The organism is Hansschlegelia zhihuaiae, from assembly GCF_004103825.1.
GTDB classification, from domain to species: Bacteria; Pseudomonadota; Alphaproteobacteria; order Rhizobiales; family Methylopilaceae; genus Methylopila; species Methylopila zhihuaiae.
In genome coordinates this window covers 384,110-399,784 of the sequence record NZ_RYFI01000001.1, presented here as the reverse complement: position 1 = coordinate 399,784, position 15,675 = coordinate 384,110, and the positions used below count along the sequence as shown (strand labels likewise).

The following is a 15,675-nucleotide window of genomic DNA, read 5'->3' as shown; positions in this document are numbered from 1 at the left end:
AAGGGGGGGGGCGGGGGGGGGCTCGGGCCGGACTGAGCTCGATCCTGCCCGATCCCCACCCGGCCTCGGCCTTGCGGCCAAGTCCACCCTCCCCTTTGAAAGGGGAGGGAGACGCGCGCCCGACATCCGCCTTCCCCTCCATCGAGGAGCTGCGCCGCCGGACCCGCCTGCCGAAGGCCGCCCTGATCAGGCTCGCCGACGCCGACGCCTTCCGCTCGATGGGGCTCGACAGGCGCGCCGCGCTCTGGGAGGTGAGGCGGCTGCCCGACGACGTCACGCTGCCGCTGTTCCAGGCGGCCGACGCCGCCGAGCTTGGCATGGAGACACTCGCGCCGCTCCCCGAAATGCCGCTTTCCGAGCAGGTCGTGGCCGACTACCAGACCACGCGGCTCTCGCTGAAGGGCCATCCGATGCAGTTCCTGCGCGGACTTTTCTCGGGCGAGGGCGTCGCGACCTGCGCGACGGTCCGGGAGGCGCGCGACGGAAGGCGGCTCAGATGCGCGGGCGTCGTGCTGGTCCGCCAGAAGCCCGGCAGCGCCAAGGGCGTGGTGTTCATGACCGTCGCGGACGAGACCGGCGTCGCCAACGCCGTGGTGTGGCCGGCCATCATGAAGACGTTTCGCAAGGAGGTGATGGGCGCCCGGCTGGTCCTGATCGAGGGGCGCGTCCAGCGCAGCCCGGAGGGGATCGTGCATCTCGTCGCCGAGCGGCTGGTCGACCGCACTCCGGAGCTCGGCCGGCTGTCGGAGCGGGAGCTCAAGCCGCCGCTGTCGCGCGCCGACGAGGTCGCGCACCCCCAGCCCGAGCGACAGATCCACATCCGCCGCCATCCGAGAAACGTCCGCATCCTGCCGCCGTCGCGAGATTTCCACTGACTTCGGAGAATTCACGCTTGGCGGCGCCGTAGAATTCGCCTTAGCTTCCGTGCTGGCGTTTAGGCGTCGCAGGCATCCTGGGAGGGATCAATCGATGGCGCATAAATTCGAGCTCTACAAAGACAAGAAGGGCGAGTTCCGCTTCCGCTTCAAGGCGAGCAACGGCGAGACGATGTTCGCCTCCGAGGGCTACAAGGCCAAGGCTTCGGCCGAGAAGGCGATCGAGTCGATCAAGAAGAACGCGCCGGCCGCCGCCACCGACGACCAGACCAAGGACGACTGAACGGACGGCCGTCATGCGCCGTCCGAAGAGCCGCCTCGCGGCGTAAGGCGGCCAACGGGATCGCGCATGAACGCCTTCACGTTCTATGAGTTCTTCGCAGGCGGCGGCATGGCTCGCGCGGGGCTCGGGCCTGCGTGGCGCTGCCTGTTCGCCAATGACATCTCGCCGAAGAAGGCCGAGGCCTACCGCGCCAATTTCGGCGGCCACGATCTCCATGTCGGCGACGTCCACGACGTCTCGGCCGAGATGCTGCCAGGCCGCGCCGACCTCGCCTGGGGGTCGTTTCCCTGCCAGGACCTGTCGCTCGCAGGAAGCGGCGCCGGCCTGTCGGGCGCGCGCTCGGGCGCCTTTTTCGGCTTCATGGGCGCGATCGCCGCGCTTCGCCGGGAAGGCCGCGCGCCAAAACTCCTCGCGCTCGAAAATGTCTGCGGGGCGCTCACCTCGCATGGCGGCGAGGACTTCGCGACGATCGCGCGAACGCTGTCGGAAGCCGGCTATCGGTTCGGCGCGCTGGTGATCGACGCCGCGCTTTTCACGCCGCAATCCCGGCCACGCCTGTTCGTCGTCGCGGTCGACCGAGATCTCGCGGTCCCGGACGGACTGACCTTCGCCGCGCCCTGCGGGACGTGGAGCCCCCGCGCGTTGCTCGCCGCGCAAGCGGGGATCGATGACCGGACGCGCCGCGACTGGCTCTGGTGGGCGCCGTCTGCGCCGCGCGCCAACCGCCCGCCGCTGTCCGCCGTGATCGACGCCGAGCCCGGGGACGCCCGCTGGGCGGAGGCCGCCGAGACCGAGGCGCTGCTCGCTTTGATGGCCCCGCTCCACCGCGCGCGGCTCGAAAGCCTCGCGCGGTCCGGCGAGCGGAGGGTCGGCACGGCCTATCGGCGCATCCGCCCGGACGGCAAGGGCGGCAGGATCCAGCGCGCGGAGGCGCGCTTCGACGGGCTCGCCGGATGTCTCCGGACGCCGGCCGGCGGATCGAGCCGTCAGATCGTGGTCGAGGTCGAGGGCGAACGCGTCCGTTCGAGGCTCATGACCCCGCGTGAGGCCGCGCGGCTGATGGGGCTGCCCGACGACTACGTCCTGCCCCGCGGCGCGACCGACGCCTACCGGCTCGCCGGCGACGGCGTGGTCGCGCCGGTCGTCCGCTTCCTCGCCGAGACGCTGTTCGAGCCCATTCTGGCCGGACGCGCCGTCGCCCGTCTCACAGGCTGATGACCGACCCGGCGCGCTCGGCCGTCATGCGCGCGGTCAAGGGCCGCGACACCGGGCCGGAAATGAAGGTCAGGCGAGCTGCGCATGCGCTTGGCTATCGCTTCCGGCTGCACCGCCGGGACCTTCCCGGAAGCCCGGATCTCGTCTTCCCGTCTCGCAGCAAGATCGTGTTCGTGCATGGCTGCTTCTGGCACGGCCACGACTGCCCGCGCGGCGCCCGCGCCCCGAAGGCGAACGCCGACTACTGGCGCGCGAAGATCGCCCGCAACGTTGCGCGCGACGCACGCGTCCGCGGCGAACTCGCGGAGCTCGGCTGGGAGACGCTCACGATCTGGGAGTGCGAGCTGAAGGCCGCCGGATCGCTCGACGCGCGGCTCTCGGCTTTCCTGGAGGCGCCCGCGAAACCTCGCAATTGAGCGAACGATCAAAGCGTAAGGAAAGTTTTTTTGGGTAACCCCGTGCCTTGGGCGCACATCCGGTCAGTCCTCGACCGGGGAACCAGGGAGCCGGCATGGAGACCGACGTGATCGACGTCCAGCTCGCGCATGAGGCGGCGAACCAGATCGACCTGCGGGGCCACGACGAGGACGCCCGGCTTGCGGCGCTCGACCGCTACGACATTCTCGACACGCCGCCCGAGGAGACGTTCGACCGCATCACTCGGCTGGCGCGACGGATCTTCCGGACGCCGATCGCGACCGTGTCGCTGGTCGACGGCCACCGGCAGTGGTTCAAGTCCAGGCAGGGGCTCGAGCTCTCCGAGACCTCGCGCGACGCCGCCTTCTGCACGGTGACCGTGCGCCAGAACACGCCCCTCATCGTGCCCGACGCCGCGCTCGACCCGATGTTCGCCGACAATCCGCTGGTCACCGGCGATCCGCGCATCCGCTTCTACGCCGGCGCGCCGCTCACGACCCCCGACGGCCACGCGCTCGGCGCGCTCTGCGTGATCGACACAGTCCCCCGCAGTTTCGACGAGGAGGACGCCGCGACGCTCATGGATCTCGCGCGGATCGTGATTGACGAGCTCGAGCTTCGCCAACTCGCCGCCGTCGACACGCTCACCGGCGCGTTGTCGCGCCGCGCCTTCCGCGACGAGGCGCGGCGCGCGCTCCATCTCGCCGCGCGCCATCGCCACGACCTCAGCCTGGCCGTCATCGACCTCGATCACTTCAAGAGCGTGAACGACACGCATGGCCACCCGGCCGGAGACGCCGTGCTCGCGCGGAGCGCCGCCGCCATCACGCGCCAGCTCCGCGCCTCGGACGCGGTGGGCCGCATAGGCGGCGAGGAGTTCGCGGTGGTGCTGCCGCACGCCGACCAGCGCGAGGCGCTCGAGATCGCCGAACGCCTGCGCCAGGCGATCGCGGCCCAGACCTTCAGCGCCGGCGGCCAAGTGTTTCAGGTCACTGCGAGTCTCGGGGTGGCGACCCAGCCCAAGGGCTGCGACGGCGACATCGACGCGCTGCTGCGCGACGCCGACGCCGCCCTCTATGCGGCGAAGTTCAGCGGCCGCAACGCCTGCGCGCCGGCGCGTCCGCTCGCCAACGCGCCGGCCGCCCATGCGCGGAGACGGGTGTTCAAGCGGGGGCGTATCCTGTTCAACCGCCGCATGTCCTCACGCGAATGCACGATCCGGAGTCTGGGGGACGCCAGCGCCGCGCTCGACGTCGTCAGCGCGCTCGGCCTGCCGAGCGAGTTCGAGCTGTCGATCGAGGCGGACCGCGTCGTCCGGCCGTGCCGCCTCGTCGGCGCGATAGGCAGAAGCCTCGAGGTGGAGTTCGCCTGAGAAGATGGCTCGACCGTAGGCCTCACTCGTCCATCTTGAGCGCGGCGATGAAGGCTTCCTGCGGGATCTCGACGCGGCCGAACTGGCGCAGCTTCTTCTTGCCCGCCTTCTGCTTGTCGAGCAGCTTGCGCTTGCGGCTGGCGTCGCCGCCATAGCATTTGGCGGTCACGTCCTTCCTCAGCGCCCGAATGGTCTCGCGCGCGATGATCTTGCCGCCGAGCGCCGCCTGCACGGGGATGACGAACAGATGCGGCGGGATCAGCTCCTTGAGCTTCTCGCACATCGCACGGCCTCTCGCCTCGGCCCGCGTGCGGTGCACCAGCATCGAGAGCGCGTCGACCGGCTCGGCATTGACCAGAATCGACATCTTCACCAGGTCGCCGACGCGATAGTCGGTGATGGCGTAATCGAACGAGGCGTAGCCCTTCGAGATCGACTTCAGCCGGTCGTAGAAGTCAAACACCACCTCGTTCAGCGGCAGGTCGTACACCACCATGGCGCGCTTGCCGACATAGGAGAGGTCGATCTGCAACCCGCGCCTGTCCTGGCAGAGCTTCAGCACCGCCCCGAGATAGTCGTCGGGGGTGAGGATGGTGGCGCGGATCCAGGGCTCGGAGATCTCCTCGATCTTGACCACGTCCGGCATGTCGGCCGGGTTGTGGAGCTCGATCTCGTCGCCGTTGGTCAGGCTGATCTTGTAGATGACCGAGGGCGCGGTCGCGATCAGGTCGAGGTTGAACTCGCGCTCCAGCCGCTCCTGGATGATCTCGAGATGAAGCAGGCCGAGGAAGCCGCAGCGGAAGCCGAAGCCGAGCGCGGCGCTCGTCTCCATCTCGTAGGAGAAGCTCGCGTCGTTGAGCCGGAGCTTGCCCATCGCGGCGCGCAGGTCTTCGAAGTCCGCGGCGTCGACCGGAAACAGGCCGCAGAACACCACCGGCTGGGCGGGCCGGAAGCCCGGCAGCATGTCCTTGGCCTGGCGCTTTTCTTCGGTGATGGTGTCGCCGACGCGGGTGTCGGCCACCTCCTTGATCGAGCCGGTGAAGAAGCCGATCTCGCCGACCCCGAGGCTCGCGACGTCGGTCATCTTGGGCGTGAACACGCCGACCTTGTCGACGTCGTAGGTCGCGCCCGTGCCCATCAGGCGGATCTTCATGCCCTTTTTCAGCGCGCCGTCGACGATCCGCACCAGCACCACGACGCCGAGATAGACGTCGTACCAGCTGTCGACCAGCATCGCCTTGAGCGGCGCCTCCGGGTCGCCCTTGGGCGGCGGCAGGCGGTTGACGATCGCCTCCAGCACGAGGTCGATGCCGAGCCCGGTCTTGGCCGAGATCGGCACGGCGTCGGAAGCGTCGAGACCGATGACCTCCTCGATCTGCTCCTTGACGCGGTCGGGCTCGGCCGCCGGCAGGTCGATCTTGTTCAGGACCGGGACGATCTCGTGATTGTTGTCGAGCGCCTGGTAGACATTGGCGAGCGTCTGTGCCTCGACGCCTTGGCTCGCGTCGACCACCAGCAGCGAACCCTCGCAGGCCGCGAGGCTGCGCGAGACCTCGTAGGCGAAGTCGACATGGCCCGGCGTGTCCATGAGATTCAGGATGTAGGTCTTGCCGTCCTTCGCGGGATAGGTCAGCCGGACTGTCTGCGCCTTGATGGTGATGCCGCGCTCGCGCTCGATGTCCATCGAGTCGAGCACCTGCTCCTGCATCTCGCGGTCCTGCAGGCCGCCCGTGAGCTGGATCAGCCGGTCGGCGAGCGTCGACTTCCCGTGGTCGATATGGGCGACGATCGAGAAGTTGCGGATGTTGTTTTGCGGCGCGGCGGTCATGCCGCGGCGGATATCAGGGGGCGGGGGAATCGGCAAGGAGACGAGGGCGAGGCGACCGCCCGCCCCCCGCAGAAGCCCGTCAGGCGCTCAGACCCGTCCGGCGAAGATGTCCTTCTTCACGACGGCGTGGACGCCCCAATTGCCGTCCACCACCTGCGTGACGCCGAAGTCGACGCCGATCGACATCAGCGACACCGCCTCGTCCTCGGTCAGCTTCTGCGTCGTCATCAGGAAGTGGCGCATCTTGCGGAAGGCGTCGCGCATGGCGAGGTCCACGGATGACTTGCCGTAGATCGCCGTCTGGGCGTCGGGCCCGAGCTCCTTCAGATAGTTCGCGAAGGAGAAGCCGTGGACGAGCCATTCGTCCTTGGTCTCCAGCATCGGATAGTCGAGTTCCTCGAGCGGCGTGCCGGCGAGATCCGCCTTCTTGTGCAGGATGAGCTGGAACACGCCGGTCAGCGAGCATTCGATCGCGGTGCCGCAGAGCTCGCTGTCGCCCTGGCTCGCATGCGGGTCGCCGACCGACAGCAGGCCGCCTGGCGCCGCGACGGGATAGTACATCGTCGCGCCCTTGCCGATGCGCCAGTTGTCGATGTTGCCCCCCACCCAGTTCGGCGGGATGGTGTCGACGAAATCGACTTCGGCCGGCGCGAGGCCGAGCGTGCCGAAATGCGGCCGGATCGGCACGCGCACGCCCTTCAGCACGTCGAAGTTGCGGCTCGTCTTCGCGTGGTCGACCGGCACGCCGGGATAATCGATCGTGTCGTGCGTCACCCCGAACGGATCGGTTTGCGGGACCCATTTGAAGTTATAGACGGCCTGCGCCCAGCTCTTGGAGCCGGCGGCGTCGACCTCGTAGATGGTCACGACCTCGCGCTTCGCGCCGTTCAGCATGTCGTTGTAATGGTAGCCCCACCAGGCGGCGGCGTTGGAGCCGAAGGACTTTCCCTTGAACTTCGGGTTGGCGCAGGGGCGCGGCGCGCAGTCGAGGATGCGCACCTCCAGCACGTCGCCCGGCTCGGCGCCCCGGACATAGACCGGGCCGGTCATGACGTGGACGCCCTGGCCTTCGCCTGAACCCTTCTTGTAGATCTTGGGGTCCGTGCTCCCTGCGCCGCGGCGATCGACGCCCTTCCTGTCCTTGGTCCAGAGGAAGACGCTCTCGGCTCCCTCGTCGCCCTCGACCATGCGCTCGCGATCGTCGCAGGCATGATGCGTCAGCGTCTCGATGGTGACGATGTCGCCGGAGTCGATCTCGACGCGCGGCTTCAGCGTTTTTGAGAAATAGCCCCAGTGCACGGTGTCGGCGTTCGCCGGCAGGTAGTGGTGCTTTCGTTCGCTCGGCCCGCGGGCGGCCGCGGCCTGCGCCAGCGCCGGCGTCACAAGCGACGCGCCGCCCGCGGCGCCGCCCGCGGCGCCGAGCGCGGCGAAGCCCCCGGCGGCCGCGAATGAGGTCTTGAGGAAACCGCGTCTCTCGGCGTTGAGCTCCTGTTTGAACGTGCGGTAGTGAAGCTCAAATTCGGGGCAGTTGGCGTCGTCGCCGCAGCACATGCGCGTGATTCCCTTCGTTTCGTCGGACGATCAGATCCGGCGCGGGGGATGAGCAAGGTCGGCGCCAAGCGGCACGCTCCGGCGCCCTCGACGTCATCGACACGGCGACACTATCTAGAGCTCATGGACACCCCCCCCGACGTCCGGCTTTCCGACCGTCAGTTCGAGCGGATCGCCCGCGCGCTCGCGGAGCCGCGGCGCGTGCAGATTTTGAAGGAGATCGGCGCGAAGGCGGAGCCGACGCCCTGCGCGAGCCTGCATCAGGCGCAGGACATCAGCGCCGCCACCCTCTCGCATCACATGAAGGAGCTCGAGACGGCGGGCCTGGTCTCGATCCTGCGCGAGGGCCGCTGCGCGAACCTCGTCCTCAACCGCGAGGTCCTCGCGGCCTATCTCGCGCGGCTCTCCGAAATCTGAGCGCGCCCGTCCGCCAACCCCCTTGCGCTCATCATTTCGATAATCATCTAAATATCGAAATGGATCAGCTCAGACAGGGGAGTCCCATGGGCGAACTCAGTGGAAAGACGGCGATCGTGACCGGCGCCTCGAAGGGCATCGGCGCGGGCATCGCCAAAGGCTTCGGCGCGGCGGGCGCCAGGGTCGTGGTGAACTACGCCTCCGACAAGGCCGGCGCCGAGAAGGTCGTGGCCGAGATCAAGGCCGCGGGCGGCGAGGCGATCGCCGCGCAGGCCGACATGTCGAAAGCCGCCGACGTGAAGCGGCTGTTCGAGGAGAGCGACAACGCGTTCGGCAAGCTCGACGTGCTGGTCAACAACGCCGGCGTCTACCAGTTCGCGCCGATCGAGGAGATCACGGAGGAACAGTACCGCCGCCAGTTCGACGTCAACGTGCTGGGGCCGATCCTCGCGCTTCAGGAGGCCGCGAAGCGCTTCGGGCCGGAGGGCGGCAGCGTGATCAACGTCTCGTCGGTCGCGGCGTTCGCCGTGACCCCAACGGCGTCGGTCTATTCGTCCACCAAGGCCGCGCTCGACCATTTGACGCGCCACTTCGCGGCCGAACTCGGCCCGCGCAAGATCCGGGTCAATTCGCTGAACCCCGGCGCGACCGAGACCGAAGGCTTCCATGCGACCGGAATCGCGGGCACCGAATTCGCTAAGCAGATGGTGGCCGCGACGCCGCTCGGCCGTCTCGGCCAGCCCGAAGACATCGCCAAGGCCGCGGTGTTCCTGGCCTCCGACGCCTCGTCCTGGATCACCGGCGACTCGCTCATGGCCTCGGGCGGCCAGCGCTGAACGAAGCGCGTGAACGTTTGGGACGGCGCAGTGGCCGTCCCAAACTCCAAAGCGGCGATGTAGTCTACTTCTTCTCGTAGTGATGGTTGTTGAGAGACGGCGGAAATCTCTCGCCGGCTTCTACACGCCTGTCATGCGCGGTTCCGGCATAACTATTGTCGATGTCGTGATACTGCCCATAGGTTCCGGTCGAAGGACAAACCTGACCGGCCCAGTATTTGTCGGCCATTTGAAAACTCCGTTCAGGGCGACTCACACGACGGTGTGAGCGTCACCAAAAACAGCATTTTCGTTAGGCAATCAATCTAAAATTGCATCATAAAATTAGTACAACCATGTTTAGAATTCACTCGCCGGGGACGATCTCGGCCGGCCGCGCGGCGCGTCTGCCGCGGATGAACGCGACCAGCCGCACGACCACCTCCCAGAAGCCGCGGGAATTGCCCTGGGCGTAGGGCGAGCCCTCCGGCAGCATCTCCATCAGCCTCGCATGGGCCTGGCCGAGATTGTGATAGGGCAGCCGCGGCAGCAGATGGTGCAGGGCGTGGTAGCGCAGCCCGACCGGCGCCCAGAGCATCGGCAGCGTCGCGGGCGGCGGCACGTTGACGGTGTCGAGGAATTGCTCGGTCGGCGTCATCTCCTCGCCCTCGTTCTCCCAGTGATGGGCGACGAGCGTGCGGATCTGGTTGACGAGCGCCACGGCGGAGCCGAGCGCGAGCCCGGTCCAGAACACCGTCGGCGAGATCACGCCGGCGATGGTGAGCGCGACCAGCGTGACGGCCCAGACGGAGCACAGCGCTTCGAGCCATAGCCAGAGCCGCAACTGGCCGCCGGTCGGCATTTCGCGGCGGAACAGAGGGTTGATGGCGAGCGCCGAGAAGCGCTCGACCACGATGCGGCGGAACGGCGGGACCAGCGCCGCGATCGGCGTCAGCACGGCGAAGCGGATCAGCAGGCCGAAGGGCGCGAGCGCCGAAACCACGACGAAGGCGACCACCTGCCAGAGCGCGCCGTGGCCGAGCGGCATGTATTCGGGGTCCTGGACGGTGCCATAGCGGGTCTTGGCGTGATGCAGATTGTGCACGCCCTCATACATCAGCGATGGCACGAGGAAGGGCACGCCGATCAGCGCGTTGTAGCCCGCCTTGAAGCCCGGCACGTCCTGCGGGCGCAGATGGCTCACCTCGTGGATGAAGCTCACCCCGCGATAGAAGGCGAGCGCCGAGACCACGAAAGCCGCGGCCCGCAGCGGCGTCGACGAGGCGAGCACGGCGAGCGCGAAGCCCGCATAGGCCACGAGCGCCGTCGCGATCAGGTCCGCCCAGTAGATCGCGGGCTTCGCCGCGACCAGATCGGCGCAGAGCTTGTAGGCTGCGGCCGGCAGGTTGCGGTCGGGCGCTGGCGACGTCATGGACGCTGTCTTCAGGGGCTCTATCATGCCAAAGTTTATACCATTTCGGCCTGCCCGGAGACACCCTGCTTGGGCGCGGCTGGCGCGCGTCAGCTGCAGGCGCGGGGGACCTTCTTGCAGGCGTCCTTCACCAGCACGCCGAGATTCTGCGACGTGAGCGGCGCAGCGCCCTGCTGCTTGATCCCGGCGCCGGTTCCCACATAGCCCCAGCTCGTGACGCCGATGATGACGTTCCGGTTCGCGCGGGACCCGCGCTTGAGGCCCTCCGACAGCGAGGCGGCGTCGCCGAAATTGATGATCCAGGGGCCGCCGCTGGACCCGCCGGTCTGCAGCGAGCCGATGATGGTGTTGTCCGCGAGCGAGCCGTCGACGCCACCCTGCGAGTCGGTGCGGATCATCCGCTGGCCGCGGTTGAGGCTGGTCGGATAGCCGAGCTGCGCGACCAGCGTCTGGCCGAGCGGCGTGAAGCCGAAACCGTTCGTTCCGTAGCCGAACCACCCGACGCGCTGGCCCGGATAGTCGCCGCCCTTGGGCTCGGCGACCAGGATCGCGACGTCGTTCTCGCAGGTGACGCCCGCCGTCGTGCAGAACGCAGTGCCGTCATGGTAGGATTTCGGCACGAAGGCGGTCTGGGTCTTCCACTCGCCATAGGGCGCGGATCCGTTGCGATATCCTGGCACGAAGCGCCAATTGTCGAAGAAGCGGCGGGCGCCGAACTGCGCGACGCAATGGGCGGCGGTCAGGATCAGCCCGCGATCGATCAGCGCGCCGGAGCACACGAAGGTCTCGCCGCGGTCCTTGAAGAAGATCTTGCCGGCGCGGCGCTGCGGATCGGCCTTGGCGAGATCCTCGAGCGTCGTCGTGTAGGGCTGGCCGCTGGTCCCGAATTCGGGTGGGGCGGGGAGCTCATCTTCGGCCCCGGCCTGCGGAACCGCAAGGATCACCGGGTCCTCGCGGCCGTCGCCTTCGCCCCCGGGCGTGAGCTCCGGGGGGGCCGGAAAGCGCGGCGAGGCCGGCTTGGCGAGCATTTCGAGCTGCGACCGGGGGGCGGTTCGCAATTGCGGCATCGGCGCGGGCTTCGCGCCCGCATAGTCGATGTCGCCCTTCTGCTGGACCGTCTTGTACGTGGTCTCGCCGCCGGGCGAGAGCCGAACGGTCTCGGCCGCGGCGGGGACAGCAAGCGCGAGGCAGAGGCCCGCGGATGCGAGCGCCTTCTTGATCGACATTCTGCGCCCTCGGGACCGAAGGGATGGGAAGGAGCCCGTGGAGGACGCAACGCTCATTTCTGTCGGGCGCGAGCCGTCTCTTAGCCCGGCCTCGGCGTCACAGTAAACGCAGAAATTATCGACCGATTACGCGTCGGGTCGTCCGCGCGGCGATCGGGTCGTTCAGCCCTAGTTGCAAGCCTTGGGGAACCGGTTGCAGGCGTCATTGACGAGCGAGCTGACATTGTCGTCGGTGAACAGCGAGGAGCCCATCTCCTTGGACTGGTCCGGCCCGACCCAGCTGGTCACGCCGATCACGAGATTGCGGTTGCCCTGCTTGCCCGCCGAGGTTCCGCGGGCGCGCTTCACGGAGTTGTTGAAATTGATCAGGTTCGGGCCGCCGCTCGAGCCGCCGGTCTGCAGCGAGCCGAAGACGGTGTTGTCGACCCGAGTCGGGTCGGTCGAGCCCTGCGCGTCGGTGCGGATCTGCATCTCGCCCTTGTTGAGCGCGACCGGATAGCCGAGCTGCGTGAGCTGGACCTGCGAGTTGCGGTTGTAGCCGAAGCCGTTCGTGCCCCAGCCGAACCAGCCGGTCTGGCGGCCCGGATACTTGCCGGACTTCGCCTTGAGGATCAGGACGGCGACGTCGTTCCGGCACACCACGCCGCGCTGACTGCAGGGGTCGGTCCCATCGAGATAGGCGTTCGGCGCGAGCACCATCTGGGTCGTCCAACGGCCGTAAGGCGCGTCGCCGTTCTGGTAGGCGGGCACGAACTCCCAGTCGCGGTAGAAGACGTTCTTGCCATAGTCGGCGACGCAATGGGCGGCGGTGATCACGACGCCGGGCTTCACGAGAGAGCCGCTGCAGACGAAGGATTCGCCGTTCTGGACGAAGAAGATCTTGCCAGCGACGCGGTGCCAGTCCTGGTCCGCGGGCCGCACCAGCGAGGTCGTGTAGGGCTTGTCGGATGAGCCCAGCTCCGGCGGAGGCGGCGCCTCGAGCTCCTGGAGCGCCCTGTTGACCGGCAGCCGCTCGGGCGTGCGTTCGCCGTCGCCCTCGCCGCCCTCGACGAAGGACGGCTTGCCCGGAAACTTGACGTCGGCGCCCCGGCGGATGAGGTCGGCCTGTGGGGCCGAGGGGGCGTCCGCGCGCGGCGTTGGGAACGGGCGCGCGTTGGCGTAGTCCGGCGGAGAGGCATCGCGTACGCGAAAGCCTATGATCTTGCCGCCTGGCGAACGTACGATCTCGGCTGTCGCGTCATGGACGACGCCGACCGCAAGGACGGCCACGACCAGAAGTTTCAGGGCGCGCATCGGCTCACCTCCCGCTCAGAAACACCGCGTTCTGCATATGCCACGACCGCCGGCGCCCCTTAAGCGAAAGGCGTGTAGGTAGCATTACGTACGGCGCCCGCGGCCTTAATGCGCGGCGCTCCTGCCCTTGCGCGACCCGTTCTCCAGCACCGACTTCATGCGGGTCCGGACGGCGGCCTGGCGGTTGGCGTTCGCGATCTTCGCGCCGGTGAGGTCGGTCACGTAGAACACGTCGACGGCCCGCTCGCCGAAGGTCGCAACATGAGCCGAGGCGATGTTGAGATTGAGCTTCGAGAGCGCGTCGGTGAGCTCGTAGAGCAGGCCCGGGCGGTCGAGGCCGACCAACTCGATCACCGTGTGGCGGTCAGACCAGGCGTTGGTGATCGTGACCTCGGGCTCGATCTCGAAGGCCCGCACCTTGGACTTCGCGCCGGCCTCCTGGCGCTTCGCCACCATCTCGAACAGCTTGATCTCGCCCCGCAGCGACCTCTCCACCGCCTCGGCGACCCGCGCGGCCCGGCGCAACTCGTCCTCGTCCTGCGGGAAGGCGCGGCCGATGAAGATCGTGTCGAGCGCGAAGCCGTCGGTCGTGGTGTTGATGTGCGCGTCCACGATGTTGGCGCCGGCCGCGACGCAGGCGCCGGCGATGGTCGAAAGCAGCCTGGGATGGTCGGGCGCGAGCACCGTGACCTCGGTCACGCCACGGAAGGCGTCGGTCGAGACGTCGGTCGCGAGCGTCTCGCCTGCAGCCGCAGCCTTGACGGCGAACCGCGCCTGGCGCTCGGCGCGCTCCGGCTCGGTCTTCAGCCAATAGGGCGCATAGTGGCGCTCGGCGTAGGCGGCGAATTCCGTGTCGCTCCAGTCGGGGAGCCGTTCGCGCAGCTCCGCCTTCGAGGCGTCCACGAGGCTGCGCCGATCGCCGGCCGAATGGCCGCCGGTCAGCACCAGCTCGGTCTCCCAGTAGAGCGTCCTGAGCAGCTGTCCCTTCCAGCCGTTCCAGACCCCCGGACCCACCGCCTTGATGTCGGCGATCGTCAGGATGAGCAGCATCTTCAGCCGCTCGGGGCTCTGCACGATCTTGGCGAAGTCCTCGATGGTGCGTCTGTCCGACAGGTCGCGCGACTGGGCGATGATCGACATTGTCAGGTGCTGCTCGATCAGCCAGGCCACCGTGTCGGTCTGCGCCGCGCCGAGGCCCAGACGCGGGCAGAGCCTGCGCGCGATGCGCGCGCCCGCGATCGAATGATCCTCCGGGCGGCCCTTCGCGATGTCGTGCAGGAACAGCGCGACATAGAGCACGACCCGGTCGCGCAGGGTCGGCATGAGCTCGTTCGCAAGCGGATGCTGGTCCGCCGCCTGGCGGGCCTCGATCTCCGACAGCATGCCGATCGAGCGCAGCAGATGCTCGTCCACCGTGTAGTGGTGGTACATGTTGAACTGCATCATCGCGACGATCCGGCCGAAATCCGGGATGAAGCGGCCGAGCACGCCGGTCTCGTTCATGCGCCGAAGGATCTTCTCGGGCGAGCGCTTCGAGGTCAGGATCTCGAGGAAGAGCTGGTTCGCCTCGGCGTCGTCGCGCAGCTTGCCGTCGAGCAGCTTGAGCGACTTGGTGATCAGCCGCGCGGCCGCCGGGTGCCCGGCGAGCTCATGCGCGTCCATGATCTTGAAGAAGCGGATCAGGTTGACGGGATCGCGCGCGAAGACCTGATCGTCATGGACGTTGAGGCGGTCGCCGTCGATCACGAACGCGCCGTTTTCGGGAGCGGCCCGCCGGTTCGACTTGCGGAAGCGGGTGAGGAACCGGTCGAGCCGCGGCTTCGGCTTCTGGTGCCGGGCCTCGAGCGCGTGGCAGACGATCGCCGTCAGGTCGCCGACGTCCTTCGCCACCAGGAAGTAGTGCTTCATGAAGCGCTCGACGTCCCTGAGGCCGGGATGCTCGGTGTAGCCGAGCGCCACCGCGATCTCGCGCTGCAGGTCGAAAGACAGCCGGTCCTCGGCGCGGCCGGTGATGAAGTGCAGATGGCACCGCACCGCCCAGAGGAAGTCCTCGCATTTCCGGAACAGGCGGAGCTCCGCGGCGGAGAACAGTCCGGCGTCGACGAGATCGCCGACGTCGCGCACCCGGTAGACGTATTTTCCGATCCAGAACAGCGTGTTGAGGTCGCGAAGCGCGCCCTTGCCCTCCTTGACGTTGGGTTCGACGAGATAGCGCGAGCCGCCGGCCTTGCCGATGCGCTCGTCGCGCTCGGCGAGCTTCGCCGACGCGAACTCCGCCGCGGTGCCGGCCGCGACCTCCTCGTCGAAGCGGCGGACCTTCTCCTCGAACAGATTTTCGTCGCCGGCGATGAAGCGCGATTCGAGGACAGCCGTGCGGATCGTCATGTCGGCCCGGGAAAGCCGGATGCATTCGTCGATCGAGCGGCGGGAGTGGCCGATCTTGAGCCCCATGTCCCACAGCACGTAGAGCATCGCCTCGACCACGCTCTCGGCCCAGGCGGTCGCCTTGAAGGGGACGAGGAACAGAAGGTCGACGTCGGAGCCCGGGGCCATCGTGCCGCGGCCGTAGCCTCCGACCGCGATCACGCAGACGCGCTCGCCCGAGGAGGGGTTGGCGAGCGGGTAGAGGTCGGTGACCACATGGTGGTGGAGCGCCTGGACCACAGCGTCCATCAGCGCCGAGAGCCGCTCCGCGCAGGCCGTTCCCGCGCCGTCCTCGTTGAGCCACGCGCGCGCGATCGCGCGACCGTCGGCGAGCGCCTTCTTCAGCCTTGCGACGACGGCCGCGTGCCGCTCCCGCGACTGCCCGCGATGCTCGGCCGTGATCTTCGCCAGGTCGGCGATCAGCGCCTCGCGGTCGACCAGCGCGCGCATGTTGCGCGCGGCGCGCAGGCGTTGGCGAACGGTGGACATCGAGACTCGCGGGGACCCTGCTTCGGAGGCGCGAACAT

14 protein-coding genes are annotated in these 15,675 nt (G+C 68.2%); 7 read left to right on the top strand and 7 right to left on the bottom strand.

Translation table 11 applies throughout. The features are described 5' to 3' along the window. The 5 genes from EK403_RS01835 to EK403_RS01815 form a co-directional block, all read left to right on the top strand. Positions 1–875: OB-fold nucleic acid binding domain-containing protein (locus tag EK403_RS01835; RefSeq protein ID WP_245479454.1), on the top strand; the 875-nt coding region annotated here is incomplete at its 5' end. Positions 876–969: 94 nt separating this feature from the next. Beyond that, positions 970–1,158, top strand: a complete 189-nt coding sequence (locus EK403_RS01830) for a YegP family protein (RefSeq protein WP_128775787.1) — start codon at positions 970–972, stop codon at positions 1,156–1,158. Between the two features lie 66 nt (positions 1,159–1,224). Beyond that, positions 1,225–2,373 carry a DNA cytosine methyltransferase gene (locus EK403_RS01825; protein WP_128775786.1) on the top strand — a complete coding sequence of 383 codons (1,149 nt, stop codon included), beginning with the start codon at positions 1,225–1,227 and terminating at the stop codon, positions 2,371–2,373. After that, a complete protein-coding gene (locus EK403_RS01820; RefSeq protein ID WP_128775785.1) occupies positions 2,373–2,789 on the top strand; it encodes a very short patch repair endonuclease in 417 nt (138 codons plus the stop codon). The genes EK403_RS01825 and EK403_RS01820 overlap by 1 nt, the downstream gene beginning before the upstream one ends. A gap of 95 nt (positions 2,790–2,884) precedes the next feature. Then, complete coding sequence (locus EK403_RS01815; RefSeq protein WP_128775784.1) at positions 2,885–4,162, top strand: sensor domain-containing diguanylate cyclase; 1,278 nt, start codon at positions 2,885–2,887, stop codon at positions 4,160–4,162. Positions 4,163–4,184: 22 nt separating this feature from the next. On the opposite strand, the gene lepA is transcribed toward EK403_RS01815, so the two are convergent. Then, positions 4,185–5,990 carry a translation elongation factor 4 gene (gene lepA, locus EK403_RS01810; protein WP_128775783.1) on the bottom strand — a complete coding sequence of 602 codons (1,806 nt, stop codon included), beginning with the start codon at positions 5,988–5,990 and terminating at the stop codon, positions 4,185–4,187. Between the two features lie 87 nt (positions 5,991–6,077). After that, a complete protein-coding gene (locus EK403_RS01805) occupies positions 6,078–7,541 on the bottom strand; it encodes an acetamidase/formamidase family protein (protein WP_128775782.1) in 1,464 nt (487 codons plus the stop codon). A 123-nt stretch (positions 7,542–7,664) separates the two neighbouring features. Between EK403_RS01805 and EK403_RS01800 the strand changes: the two genes are divergently transcribed. Both EK403_RS01800 and EK403_RS01795 read left to right on the top strand, forming a co-directional pair. Beyond that, positions 7,665–7,958: an ArsR/SmtB family transcription factor gene (locus EK403_RS01800; RefSeq protein WP_128775781.1), complete on the top strand. Its 294-nt coding sequence runs from the start codon at positions 7,665–7,667 to the stop codon at positions 7,956–7,958. A gap of 86 nt (positions 7,959–8,044) precedes the next feature. Next, entirely contained in the window at positions 8,045–8,794 is a 750-nt protein-coding gene (locus EK403_RS01795) for an SDR family NAD(P)-dependent oxidoreductase (protein ID WP_128775780.1), read from the top strand. 64 nt (positions 8,795–8,858) lie between these two features. On the opposite strand, the gene EK403_RS01790 is transcribed toward EK403_RS01795, so the two are convergent. The 5 genes from EK403_RS01790 to EK403_RS01770 form a co-directional block, all read right to left on the bottom strand. After that, the gene (locus EK403_RS01790) at positions 8,859–9,023 is read right to left on the bottom strand and encodes a YjzC family protein (RefSeq protein WP_128775779.1); all 165 of its coding nucleotides are present in this window, start codon (positions 9,021–9,023) and stop codon (positions 8,859–8,861) included. A gap of 117 nt (positions 9,024–9,140) precedes the next feature. After that, entirely contained in the window at positions 9,141–10,205 is a 1,065-nt protein-coding gene (locus tag EK403_RS01785) for a fatty acid desaturase family protein (RefSeq protein WP_245479452.1), read from the bottom strand. Between the two features lie 89 nt (positions 10,206–10,294). Then, positions 10,295–11,431, bottom strand: coding sequence for a trypsin-like serine peptidase (locus EK403_RS01780; protein WP_245479451.1), 1,137 nt, complete (start codon positions 11,429–11,431; stop codon positions 10,295–10,297). 168 nt (positions 11,432–11,599) lie between these two features. Next, entirely contained in the window at positions 11,600–12,724 is a 1,125-nt protein-coding gene (locus tag EK403_RS01775) for a trypsin-like serine protease (protein WP_128775778.1), read from the bottom strand. Between the two features lie 105 nt (positions 12,725–12,829). Further along, complete coding sequence (locus EK403_RS01770; RefSeq protein WP_128775777.1) at positions 12,830–15,637, bottom strand: [protein-PII] uridylyltransferase; 2,808 nt, start codon at positions 15,635–15,637, stop codon at positions 12,830–12,832. Positions 15,638–15,675 lie beyond the last annotated feature (38 nt).

What these genes read in the sequence shown, in the direction of transcription:
- EK403_RS01830 (WP_128775787.1), top strand. Translation starts at nt 970, where the DNA reads ATGGCGCATAAATTCGAGCTCTACAAAGACAAGAAGGGCGAGTTCCGC.
- EK403_RS01825 (WP_128775786.1), top strand. Translation starts at nt 1,225, where the DNA reads ATGAACGCCTTCACGTTCTATGAGTTCTTCGCAGGCGGCGGCATGGCT.
- EK403_RS01820 (WP_128775785.1), top strand. Translation starts at nt 2,373, where the DNA reads ATGACCGACCCGGCGCGCTCGGCCGTCATGCGCGCGGTCAAGGGCCGC.
- EK403_RS01815 (WP_128775784.1), top strand. Translation starts at nt 2,885, where the DNA reads ATGGAGACCGACGTGATCGACGTCCAGCTCGCGCATGAGGCGGCGAAC.
- lepA (WP_128775783.1), bottom strand. Translation starts at nt 5,990, where the DNA reads ATGACCGCCGCGCCGCAAAACAACATCCGCAACTTCTCGATCGTCGCC.
- EK403_RS01805 (WP_128775782.1), bottom strand. Translation starts at nt 7,541, where the DNA reads ATGTGCTGCGGCGACGACGCCAACTGCCCCGAATTTGAGCTTCACTAC.
- EK403_RS01800 (WP_128775781.1), top strand. Translation starts at nt 7,665, where the DNA reads ATGGACACCCCCCCCGACGTCCGGCTTTCCGACCGTCAGTTCGAGCGG.
- EK403_RS01795 (WP_128775780.1), top strand. Translation starts at nt 8,045, where the DNA reads ATGGGCGAACTCAGTGGAAAGACGGCGATCGTGACCGGCGCCTCGAAG.
- EK403_RS01790 (WP_128775779.1), bottom strand. Translation starts at nt 9,023, where the DNA reads ATGGCCGACAAATACTGGGCCGGTCAGGTTTGTCCTTCGACCGGAACC.
- EK403_RS01785 (WP_245479452.1), bottom strand. Translation starts at nt 10,205, where the DNA reads ATGACGTCGCCAGCGCCCGACCGCAACCTGCCGGCCGCAGCCTACAAG.
- EK403_RS01780 (WP_245479451.1), bottom strand. Translation starts at nt 11,431, where the DNA reads ATGTCGATCAAGAAGGCGCTCGCATCCGCGGGCCTCTGCCTCGCGCTT.
- EK403_RS01775 (WP_128775778.1), bottom strand. Translation starts at nt 12,724, where the DNA reads ATGCGCGCCCTGAAACTTCTGGTCGTGGCCGTCCTTGCGGTCGGCGTC.
- EK403_RS01770 (WP_128775777.1), bottom strand. Translation starts at nt 15,637, where the DNA reads ATGTCCACCGTTCGCCAACGCCTGCGCGCCGCGCGCAACATGCGCGCG.